General features: G+C 62.2%; 8 protein-coding genes. 7 read left to right on the top strand and 1 reads right to left on the bottom strand.

What is annotated here, in order from left to right; translation table 11 throughout:
- Positions 1-19: 19 nt before the first annotated feature.
- The 5 genes from HWE01_RS07325 to lpxC all read left to right on the top strand — a co-directional run bounded on the left by HWE01_RS07325 (position 20) and on the right by lpxC (position 5,372).
- On the top strand, positions 20-790 hold the full coding sequence (locus HWE01_RS07325; RefSeq protein WP_008334542.1) for a cell division protein FtsQ/DivIB: 771 nt from the start codon (positions 20-22) through the stop codon (positions 788-790).
- Between the two features lie 10 nt (positions 791-800).
- Entirely contained in the window at positions 801-2,033 is a 1,233-nt protein-coding gene (gene ftsA / locus HWE01_RS07320) for a cell division protein FtsA (RefSeq protein WP_008334543.1), read from the top strand.
- Between the two features lie 315 nt (positions 2,034-2,348).
- The gene (gene ftsZ, locus HWE01_RS07315) at positions 2,349-3,539 is read left to right on the top strand and encodes a cell division protein FtsZ (protein ID WP_008334544.1); all 1,191 of its coding nucleotides are present in this window, start codon (positions 2,349-2,351) and stop codon (positions 3,537-3,539) included.
- 194 nt (positions 3,540-3,733) lie between these two features.
- On the top strand, positions 3,734-4,240 hold the full coding sequence (locus HWE01_RS07310; RefSeq protein WP_175342922.1) for a peroxiredoxin: 507 nt from the start codon (positions 3,734-3,736) through the stop codon (positions 4,238-4,240).
- A 196-nt stretch (positions 4,241-4,436) separates the two neighbouring features.
- Complete coding sequence (gene lpxC, locus HWE01_RS07305; RefSeq protein ID WP_008334548.1) at positions 4,437-5,372, top strand: UDP-3-O-acyl-N-acetylglucosamine deacetylase; 936 nt, start codon at positions 4,437-4,439, stop codon at positions 5,370-5,372.
- Between the two features lie 116 nt (positions 5,373-5,488).
- On the opposite strand, the gene HWE01_RS07300 is transcribed toward lpxC, so the two are convergent.
- Positions 5,489-6,043, bottom strand: coding sequence for a DciA family protein (locus tag HWE01_RS07300; RefSeq protein WP_034351610.1), 555 nt, complete (start codon positions 6,041-6,043; stop codon positions 5,489-5,491).
- 53 nt (positions 6,044-6,096) lie between these two features.
- Here HWE01_RS07300 and HWE01_RS07295 point away from each other — a divergent pair, with 53 nt between their 5' ends.
- Positions 6,097-7,074 carry a M23 family metallopeptidase gene (locus HWE01_RS07295; protein ID WP_008334553.1) on the top strand — a complete coding sequence of 326 codons (978 nt, stop codon included), beginning with the start codon at positions 6,097-6,099 and terminating at the stop codon, positions 7,072-7,074.
- 299 nt (positions 7,075-7,373) lie between these two features.
- A complete protein-coding gene (gene secA / locus HWE01_RS07290) occupies positions 7,374-10,130 on the top strand; it encodes a preprotein translocase subunit SecA (RefSeq protein WP_241821433.1) in 2,757 nt (918 codons plus the stop codon).
- The last annotated feature ends 168 nt before the right edge of the window (positions 10,131-10,298 follow it).

Raw genomic sequence — 10,298 nt, 5'->3', positions numbered from 1 at the left:
TTTAAGGAAGAACGCGTCGATGTGGCAGGACGTCAAGATGCTCAACGCCATCAGCAGTGCGCTTTTTGCGCTGGTGCTGCTGGCCCTGGTGGCATCGGGTTTGTGGTGGGTGGCGCAGCGGCCGATGTTTACGCTGCACACGATACGCATCGAATCAGCCAGCGATATGCCGCTGGAGAAGGTCAATGCCTTGACGGTGCGGGCCACTGCGGTGCCGCGCATCCATGGCAATTTCTTCACGGCCGACCTGACGGCGGTGCGCGCGGCCTTCGAAGCCGTGCCCTGGGTGCGCAAGGCCATGGTGCGGCGTGAATGGCCGGACCGGCTGGTGGTGAAGATCGAGGAACACAAGGCCCTGGGTACCTGGGGCGAAGATGGCAAGTTGTTGTCGCAGAAGGGTGACGTGTTCACCGCCAACCTGGCCGAGGCCGAGGATGACGGTGAGCTGCTGGAGTTCGATGGCCCCCCCGGCAGCGAGAAGCAGGTGGTGGCGCGACTGGCCTTGTTCCGTCAGTGGTTCGCGCCCATCAAGCTGGAGCCGGAGTCGGTGGTGCTGTCGAACCGCTATGCCTGGACCGTACGGCTGGACAATGGCATGACGGTCGAGCTGGGCCGCGAGCAGGGCGATGCGATATTGAAGGAAAGGGTGGCGCGGCTGGTGGCGGCCTATCCGCAGCTGATGGAACGATTGCAGGGAAAGATAGAAAGCGTCGACCTGCGCTATCCCAACGGGATGGCCTTGAAGGCGGATGGCCTGGTGCTGGCGGCAATGAACGGGAAAAAGAAATAAGCGGAACGCTATGACAAAAGACGCAAAAAATCTGATCGTCGGTCTGGACATCGGCACCTCGAAAGTGGTGGCGGTGGTGGCCGAGGTGCTGCCCGATGGCCGCCATGAAGTGATCGGGCTGGGGCAGTCCGAATCCAAGGGGCTCAAGAAGGGCGTGGTCGTCAACATCGAGGCCACCGTCGAATCGATACAGCGCGCCCTGGAAGAAGCCGAGCTGATGGCCGACTGCAAGATCCGCAATGTCTACACGGGCATCGCCGGCAGTCACATCCGCAGCTTCAATTCCAGCGGCATGGTCGCCATCAAGGACAAGGAAGTGACCGCCGCCGACGTCTCGCGCGTGATCGAGACCGCCAAGGCCGTCAACATCCCGACCGACCAGCAACTGCTGCACACGGTCCCGCAGGAATTCATCGTCGACAACCAGGAAGACGTGCGCGAGCCCATCGGCATGAGCGGTATCCGCCTGGAAGTGAAGGTGCACATCGTCACCGGTGCGGTTTCTGCCGTGCAGAACATCGTCAAGTGCGTGCGCCGTTGCGGTCTGGAAGTCTCCGACCTGATCCTGCAACCGATGGCCTCGGCCGATTCGGTGCTGACCACGGATGAGCGCGAACTGGGCGTGGTGCTGGTCGACATCGGTGGCGGCACCACCGATGTGGCGGTCTTCACCGAAGGCGCGATCCGTCATACCGCCGTGATCCCGATTGCCGGTGACCAGATCACCAACGACATCGCCATGGCCCTGCGCACCCCCACGCTGGAAGCCGAAGAGATCAAGCTGCGCTATGGCGTGGCCAAGCAGATCCTGGCCGATCCGACCGAGACGCTGGAAGTGCCCGGCCTGGGCGACCGCAATCCGCGCACCCTGTCGCGCCAGGCGCTGGCCGCCGTCATCGAGCCGCGCGTCGAAGAGCTGTTTGCGCTGGTGCATCAGGTGGTGCGCGAGTCGGGTTATGAAGAGGTGCTGTCCTCAGGCATCGTGCTCACCGGTGGCTCGGCAATGATGCCCGGCATGACCGAACTGGCCGAAGACATCTTCCTGAAACCGGCGCGCCTGGGCACGCCCGAATACAGCGGCCAGCTGGCTGACGTGGTACGCAGCCCGCGCTACTCGACCGTATTGGGCCTGCTGCAGGAAGCCAAGAAACAGTATCTGCGCGGCTACATCGTGACCCGCCAGGAAGGTTCGGTCAAGGCGGTCTGGCAGCGCATGAAGGAGTGGTTCCTCGGCAATTTCTGAACCCTTCGCGAAGGCCGTCGCGTGCGGCCGTCGATGATTGCTTCAGGATGTAAATGCATTGGTTGTTGCTGGCGGTTCAGTTGTAGGGTTCTGGCAGTAAAAAAATGATGAAGACCGCAGCAAATTTGCAGCAGGGTTTTCTTGGAATAGCGGTATCAAGGCATCATTCGCAGTATTCGCAGCATTGGCAGTACGGCATTAGAAGAAACAACAGGGAATCAAGTACATAGACAGCAGTGATCAGTTGCTAGTCGTCACACCGCGTGATGCCTATCAACTGCCAGCTGCAGGACACATATATTTTAAGGAGTCATCATGGAAATCGATATGGTCGACAATGCGACGCTGGGTACGATCATCAAGGTCGTGGGCGTTGGCGGTGCTGGCGGCAATGCCGTGCAGCACATGATTAACAAGGGTGTGTCCGGCGTCGAATTCATCGCCGCCAACACGGATGCCCAGGCACTGAAGCAATCCAAGGCGCACAACGTCATCCAGATCGGCGACACCGGTCTGGGCGCCGGCATGCAGCCCGACGTCGGTCGTCGGCTGGCCGAGGAAACCCGGGCCCGCATCGAAGACTCCCTGCGCGGCGCGCACATGGTCTTCATCGCCGCCGGCATGGGCGGCGGCACCGGCACCGGCGCTGCTCCGGTGGTGGCGCAGGTGGCCAAGTCGCTGGGCGCACTGACGGTAGCCGTGGTCTCCAAGCCCTTCTCCTACGAAGGCCAGAAGTGCATGGACATCGCCGATGCCGGACTGGAAGAGCTGACCCAGCACGTCGATTCGCTGATCATCATCCTCAATGAAAAACTGGAAGAGATCTACGAAGACGACAGCATGATCGAATGGCTGTCTCACGCCGATGACGTGTTGAACAATGCGGTGGCCGGTATCGCCGAAATCATCAATGTGCCCGGCCACATCAACGTCGACTTCAACGACGTCAAGACCATCATGGGCGAGCAGGGCAAGGCCATGATGGGCACCGCTACCGCTGCCGGTGTCGACCGCGCCCGCGTGGCCGCCGAGCAGGCCGTGGCTTCGCCGCTGCTCGATGGCATCGATTTGTCCGGCGCGCGCGGCGTGCTGGTCAACGTCACTGCCAGCCGCGGCCTCAAGGGCAAGGAAATCAAGGAAGTCATGGCCACCGTGCGCGCCTTCGCCGCACCGGACGCCTCGATTGCCCAGGGCATCGCCTACGATGACAGCATGGGTGACGAGATCCGCGTGACCGTCGTGGCCACCGGCCTGGGCCGTGCCCGCAAGGCCGTGCAGCTGGTGCAGACCCCGGTCATGCGCACCGGTACCCACAACGAGCCGATGATGGCCGTCGGTGGCGCCATGCCGCAAGGTACGGCGCAACCGGCCGGTGCCACTTTCGGTGGTCTGAAGGCCCCGGCCGTGTGGCGTCGCGAGTCGGCTTCGGACACCGTACGCGCCCTGGAAAAGAACGGCATGGAAACCTACGACATCCCGGCCTTCCTGCGCAAGCAGGCGGACTGATCGTCGTTGGCCGGGAGCGGTCGGCGGCTTCAAAGCAGGCCGGCCAGTTCCAAGGCATACTAACGCCGCGCCACGTGCGCGGCGTTTTTTCGTGCGCAGCGTGCCGGCAATTCATCTGCTGAATCGATCAATCGCGGCAGAGGCATCTGTTTCACCACTTAATTCACAGTCCTACAACCAGACGAGGAAACACCATGACCATCAAGATCGGCGACCGCCTGCCCGAAGGCACCCTGACCGAATTCATCGAGACCGAAACCGAAGGCTGCAGCCTGGGGCCCAATGCCTTCAAGGTGTCGGACCTGGTCAAGGGCAAGAAGATCGCCCTGTTCGCACTGCCCGGCGCCTTCACCCCGACCTGTTCAGCCAAGCACGTGCCGGGCTACATCGCCCTGGCCGACCAGTTCAAGGCCAAGGGTGTGGATGAGATCTGGTGCCTCTCGGTCAACGACGCCTTCGTCATGGGCGCCTGGGGCCGCGACCAGAAGGCCACCGGCATCGTGCGCATGTTCGGTGACGGCAGCGCCACCTTCACCAAGGCCCTGGGCATGGAATTCGACCTGACCGAACGCAACATGGGGGTGCGCTCGCAGCGCTATTCCATGCTGCTCGACGACGGCGTAGTCAAGCAACTGAACCTGGAAGCCCCGGGCAAGTTCGAAGTCTCCAACGCCGAAACCCTGCTGGCCCAGCTGGGCTGATGCGTCCGGGGAACTCCCCGGCCAGGCAGTGAGGGCAAGACGGCATGCTGCGGCATGCCGTTTTTCCTGGGGGAAAGGTATTCATCGATCTGATTGCTCAATCCCCCCGCCGTCGCCTGTTTTACAGATAGGAACGATTTGCAACAAAGCCGTACCATACGGGGCGGGGCCGGGGCATCTTGGCTATAATGACCGGATGTTGAAACAGCGCACAATCAAGAATCTAGTCAAGACCACGGGCGTGGGCCTGCACTCCGGCACCAAGGTCGAGCTGACCCTGCGTCCGGCGGCAGCCGATACCGGCATCCTGTTTCGCCGCGTGGATCTGGACCCGGTGGTCGAGCTGCCGATGATCGCCACCGGCGTGGGCGATACCCGCATGGCATCGACCCTGACCAAGGATGGCGCCAAGGTGTCCACCGTCGAACACCTGCTGTCGGCCTGCGCCGGGCTGGGCATCGACAATCTCATCATCGACCTGACCGCCGAAGAAATCCCCATCATGGATGGTTCGGCTTCGTCCTTTGTCTTCCTGCTGCAGCAGGCTGGCCTGCAGGAGCAGAACGCGCCCAAGAAATTCATCCGCGTGAAAAAGCCCGTGGAAGTGCGTGAAGGCAGCGGCGACAAGGAAAAATGGGCGCGTCTTGAACCGTACGACGGTTTCCGCCTGAAGTTCTTCATCGAATTCAATCACCCGGCCGTGGACGGCACCGGGCAGGTGGCCGAGGTCGATTTCGGCATCGACTCCTACGTCAAGGAAATCGCCCGCGCGCGCACCTTCGGTTTCATGCAGGATGTGGAAACCCTGCGCGGCATGGGCCTGGCCCGTGGCGGTTCCTTCGAGAACGCCATCGTCATGGATGAGTACCGCATCCTCAATGCCGACGGCCTGCGCTACGACAACGAGTTCGTGCGCCACAAGATCCTGGATGCCATCGGCGACCTGTACATCATCGGCCATCCGCTGCTGGCCAGCTACGATGCCCACAAGTCCGGCCACGGCCTGAACAATCTGCTGTTGCGTGAACTGCTCTCGCAACCGGATGCCTATGAAATCGTCAGCTTCGACCAGCTCGACCAGGCACCGCAGACCTATGTGATGCAGGCCCAGCAGGAGTGGGCACTGAACTGACCGATCCCCGCATCGACCCCATGAACGAACGCCCCGGCCTGGACCGGGGCGTTTGGTTTTCTGGCGATCTGACGAGAGAAATCTCGTAAATTTTTTATAAGGATTTCGTCAAGCGGCTATTTTCCCTCGGGAAATGGCGGATCTTCGCCTGTCTGTTTGGCCAATATGCGCTGGTCGCGGCGGCGTATCATGGCGTCGATGGCTTCCTTCAAGCCTTGGCTGCGCGGGTCGCGCGCCAGCGTACTGCTGAGTTCGGCAAAGGAGGAGAGGGCGTTTTCGGTCAGTTCCAGCACCCGTTTGGGCGCTGGGGGAGGGGCCGTCCGGCCAACTTGCACTTTGATTCGGATTGAATTAACCTGCCATCCGTCCTTCAGCAGGCGGTCCTGCAGCTTCGGGGTTTGCTGCTTCAACCGTGCCGCCAGCGCTGCATTGGGCGCGCTCATGACCAGCACGCCAGCTTCAAACTGCAAGATCTGACACGCGGCAAACATCGCCGGCAAGCTCGCGGCGACCGACTGCTGCAGCGTGCCCATGCGAGCCAGGGCGGGCAAGAGCGCCGCCATCGTCGAATTCGACCGCAAGAAATCCGCGGCTCCCTTCGTGCTCTTCGCCATGCGTTGGGCGCTCGTGGGAGCGGGCCGATAAGGGGTAAACGTAGATGGGACCTTCATCTTTAAACCTTATCACATCCGGTGTCTGACCGGCCGGAGACCAAGGAGCAAAGATGCAAATTATCCTGCTGCACCCTCGCTTTACCAAAGCCCGGTCCGTCACCCTCGGGACCCGGCACCTGCTGCTGATGATGTTGCTGCTGGTGGTGCTGATCGCCGCTTCCTCGCTGGGGATCACCTACTTCCTGATCAACAAGGCCACCGATCCGGATGCCGCGCCCATGCTGCACAAGCTGGCCGTCTCGATGAGCCAGGAAGAAGATGGCCGCAACGAGAAATTCCTCAAGGAAAACCTCGCCATGATGGCCGTGAAGGTCGGCGAGATGCAGGCCCAGATGATGCGTCTGGATGCCCTGGGCGAGCGGGTGCAGGGCCTGGCCGGCATCCGCCCCGAGGAATTCAACTTCAAGGAGTCACCCGGTCGCGGCGGCGCCGAAGTCTCCAGCCTGGCCGGACCCGGCCGCGACGTCGGCATGGACGAGCTGCGCCGCATGCTCGACACCCTGGCCGTGGACGCCGGTCACCGCACCGACTACCTCAACGCCGTCGAATCCACCCTGATGGGCGACAAGATCAAGTCGCGCCTGTTGCCGACCAATCAACCGGTCAACGTGGCCTACAACTCGTCGAGTTTCGGCTGGCGTCTGGATCCCTTCACCGGCCACAACGCCTTCCACGAGGGCCTGGACTTCCCGGCCCCGGTGGGCACCCCCATCGTGGCCGCCGCCGCCGGGGTGGTGATCGCCTCCGAATATCATTACCAGTTTGGCAACATGCTGGAAATCGACCACGGCAACAACATCATCACCCGCTACGCCCACGCCTCGCGGCTGTACGTGAAGGTGGGCGACATCGTCAAGCGCGGTCAGCGCGTGGCCGATGTGGGTTCGACCGGGCGTTCGACCGGGGCGCACCTGCATTTCGAGGTACGTATCCGGGGCGTGGCCCAGGATCCGCGCAAGTTCCTGGCCTTGGGCGCCACCGGCGGCAACCAGCCCAAGCAGTTGCCGGTCTTCGTGGCGGGGCGCTAGGCCGGACGGGTGTTTCCGGCCAGGCGAGCCGTCTGCAGGCCGCATTCCCGGCAAATTGCTGCATGCCGGGCAAGCGCAATATGGCGATTTCTGCCAAATTGCGTCCCCCCATTGAAACCTTGCAAACACGCCCGATCTAAAGCGAATGCTGCGCGTGGCCGCCCCGGCGAGCCAATGCCTTCGGCCTGCGTGCTAGAATCCATGGTTTATTTTCGGGCGTTATCGGCTGGAATCCCGCGAGCCGGGAGCCCAACGTCATTCTGCCGGATCGTTCATCGGCGCTTTTATAGAATCCAAGCATGTCATTCCTGACCAAGATTTTCGGCAGCCGTAACCAGCGACTGCTCAAACAATATCAAAAAATCGTCCGCCAGATTAATGCGCTGGAGCCGTCGGTCGAGAAGCTGAGCGACGCCGAACTGCAAGCCAAGACGCCCGAATTCAAGCAACGCATCGCCGGCGGCGAGACGCTGGACGCGATCCTGCCGGAAGCCTTCGCGGTCTGCCGGGAAGCCTCCCGTCGCGTACTCAAGATGCGCCACTTCGACGTTCAGCTCATCGGCGGCATGGCGCTGCACTTCGGCAAGATCGCCGAAATGCGCACCGGTGAAGGCAAGACCCTGATGGCAACCCTGCCGGCCTACCTCAATGCCCTGGCCGGCAAGGGTGTCCACGTGGTGACCGTCAACGACTACCTGGCCCAGCGCGATGCCGAAGACATGGGCCGCCTCTACAGCTGGCTGGGCCTGACCACCGGCGTGAACCTGTCGCAGATGGAACACGACGTCAAGCAGGAAGCCTACGCCGCCGACATCACCTACGGTACCAACAACGAGTTCGGTTTCGACTACCTGCGCGACAACATGGTCTTCGACGCCGACGACCGCGTGCAGCGCGCCCTGAACTTCGCCATCGTCGACGAAGTGGACTCGATCCTGATCGACGAAGCGCGTACCCCGCTGATCATCTCCGGCCAGGCCGAGAACCACACCGAGCTGTATCACAAGATCAACGCCGTACCGCCGCTGCTGACCCTGCAGATCGGTGAGGAAACCCCGGACGGCAAGGGCAAGATCGAAGTCCCCGGCGACTACACCAAGGACGAGAAGAGCCACCAGGTGCTGCTGACCGAAGCCGGTCACGACAAGGCCGAGGAAATCCTCACCCAGATGGGCCTGCTGCCCGAAGGCGCCTCGCTTTATGATGCCGCCAACATCACCCTGATCCACCATCTGTATGCCGCCCTGCGTGCACACACCCTGTATCACCGCGACCAGCACTACGTGGTGCAGAACGGTGAAGTGGTGATCGTCGACGAATTCACCGGCCGCCTGATGACGGGCCGTCGCTGGTCCGACGGCCTGCACCAGGCCGTCGAAGCCAAGGAAGGCGTGAAGATCCAGAACGAGAACCAGACCCTGGCCTCGATCACCTTCCAGAACTACTTCCGCATGTATGCCAAGCTGTCCGGCATGACCGGTACGGCTGATACCGAAGCCTACGAATTCCAGGAAATCTATCACCTGGAAACCGTGGTGATCCCGCCCAACCGTCCCAATGCCCGCAAGGACCGCCAGGACCAGGTCTACAAGACCGCGCAAGAGAAGTACATGGCCATGGTCAAGGATATCCAGGACTGCTACGAGCGCGGCCAGCCCGTGCTGGTGGGCACCACCTCGATCGAGAATTCGGAACTGCTCTCGGGCATCCTGACCAAGTCCAAGCTGCCGCACAATGTCCTGAACGCCAAGCAGCACGCGCGTGAAGCGGAGATCGTGGCGCAGGCCGGCCGTCCCAAGATGATCACCATTGCCACCAACATGGCCGGTCGCGGTACCGACATCGTGCTGGGCGGCAACGTGGGCAAGCAGATCCAGCTGATCGAAGCCGACGAGTCCCTGTCGGACGCCGACAAGGCCGCCAAGTCGCAGCAGCTGCGCGATGAATGGCAGTCCCTGCACGACCACGTGGTCAATGCCGGCGGCCTGCACATCATCGGCACCGAGCGTCACGAATCGCGCCGCGTGGACAACCAGCTGCGTGGCCGTTCGGGCCGCCAGGGCGATCCGGGTTCCTCGCGCTTCTACCTGTCGCTGGACGATGCGCTGCTGCGTATCTTCGCCGGCGACCGCGTGCGCGCCATCATGGACCGCCTCAAGATGCCCGAAGGTGAACCGATCGAAGCCGGCATCGTGAGCCGCTCCATCGAGTCGGCCCAGCGCAAGGTGGAAGCCCGCAACTTCGACATCCGCAAGCAATTGCTGGAATACGACGACGTCGCCAACGACCAGCGCAAGGTCATTTACCAGCAGCGCAACGAGTTGCTGGAGTCGGTCGAGATGGCCGAGATGATCGCCTCCCTGCGCGAAGGTGTCTTCACCGACCTGTTCCGCCAGTACGTGCCGGCCGAGTCGATGGAAGAGCAGTGGGATATCCCCGGCCTGCAAGCCGTGCTCAACAACGAATGGCAGCTCGAGGTCGATCTGGAAGCCCTGCTCAAGGACGAGCCCGACATGGCCGACGACGAGCTGCTGGAACGCCTGCTCACCGCCGCCAAGGATGCCTACGAATCCAAGGTGGCCGTGGTTGGCGTGGAGGCCTTCGCCGGCTTCGAGCGCAGCGTCATGCTGCAGAGCATCGACAACCACTGGCGCGAACACCTGGCCGCGCTGGATCACCTGCGCCAGGGCATCCACCTGCGCGGCTATGCGCAGAAGAACCCGAAGCAGGAATACAAGCGCGAAGCGTTTGAGCTGTTCGCCCAGATGCTGGACCTGATCAAGAACGAAGTGATCAAGGTGGTCATGACCGTGCGCATCCAGAGCCGCGAAGAAATCGAAGCGGCCGAGGAAAGCATGTCCGGTGGCTCGCCCATCAACGTCAACTACCAGCACGCCGACTTCGACCCCGAAGCCGCACCGGAAGAACTGCTGGCACCGACCGCGCAGGCCGGGTCCGAGGACGATGGTTCGGAATACCCCAAGGTCGGCCGCAACGATCCCTGCCCCTGCGGCAGCGGCAAGAAGTACAAGCAGTGCCACGGCAAGCTGGCCTGAACCAGAGTATCCCCGGTTCGGCCGCAAACTGGCCCGATGTGAAGAGGCTGTCCACCCAAGCGGGTGGGCGGCCTTTTTTACATCCTGCAGGTGAAGGCTTCTGCAAAATTGTCCCGGCTCCCCTTATGATGAGCGCTCCGGCAGCCAACGCCTGCCGCCCAGGAGAAC

Origin of the sequence: Herbaspirillum sp. C7C8, from assembly GCF_022627875.1 — a bacterium.
GTDB lineage: Bacteria > Pseudomonadota > Gammaproteobacteria > Burkholderiales > Burkholderiaceae_D > Herbaspirillum.
Note: the sequence above shows the minus strand (reverse complement) of the source record. Positions and strands in the feature narration are given on the sequence as shown.

What these genes read in the sequence shown, in the direction of transcription:
- ftsA (WP_008334543.1), top strand. Translation starts at nt 801, where the DNA reads ATGACAAAAGACGCAAAAAATCTGATCGTCGGTCTGGACATCGGCACC.
- ftsZ (WP_008334544.1), top strand. Translation starts at nt 2,349, where the DNA reads ATGGAAATCGATATGGTCGACAATGCGACGCTGGGTACGATCATCAAG.
- secA (WP_241821433.1), top strand. Translation starts at nt 7,374, where the DNA reads ATGTCATTCCTGACCAAGATTTTCGGCAGCCGTAACCAGCGACTGCTC.
- HWE01_RS07295 (WP_008334553.1), top strand. Translation starts at nt 6,097, where the DNA reads ATGCAAATTATCCTGCTGCACCCTCGCTTTACCAAAGCCCGGTCCGTC.
- lpxC (WP_008334548.1), top strand. Translation starts at nt 4,437, where the DNA reads ATGTTGAAACAGCGCACAATCAAGAATCTAGTCAAGACCACGGGCGTG.
- HWE01_RS07300 (WP_034351610.1), bottom strand. Translation starts at nt 6,043, where the DNA reads ATGAAGGTCCCATCTACGTTTACCCCTTATCGGCCCGCTCCCACGAGC.
- HWE01_RS07325 (WP_008334542.1), top strand. Translation starts at nt 20, where the DNA reads ATGTGGCAGGACGTCAAGATGCTCAACGCCATCAGCAGTGCGCTTTTT.
- HWE01_RS07310 (WP_175342922.1), top strand. Translation starts at nt 3,734, where the DNA reads ATGACCATCAAGATCGGCGACCGCCTGCCCGAAGGCACCCTGACCGAA.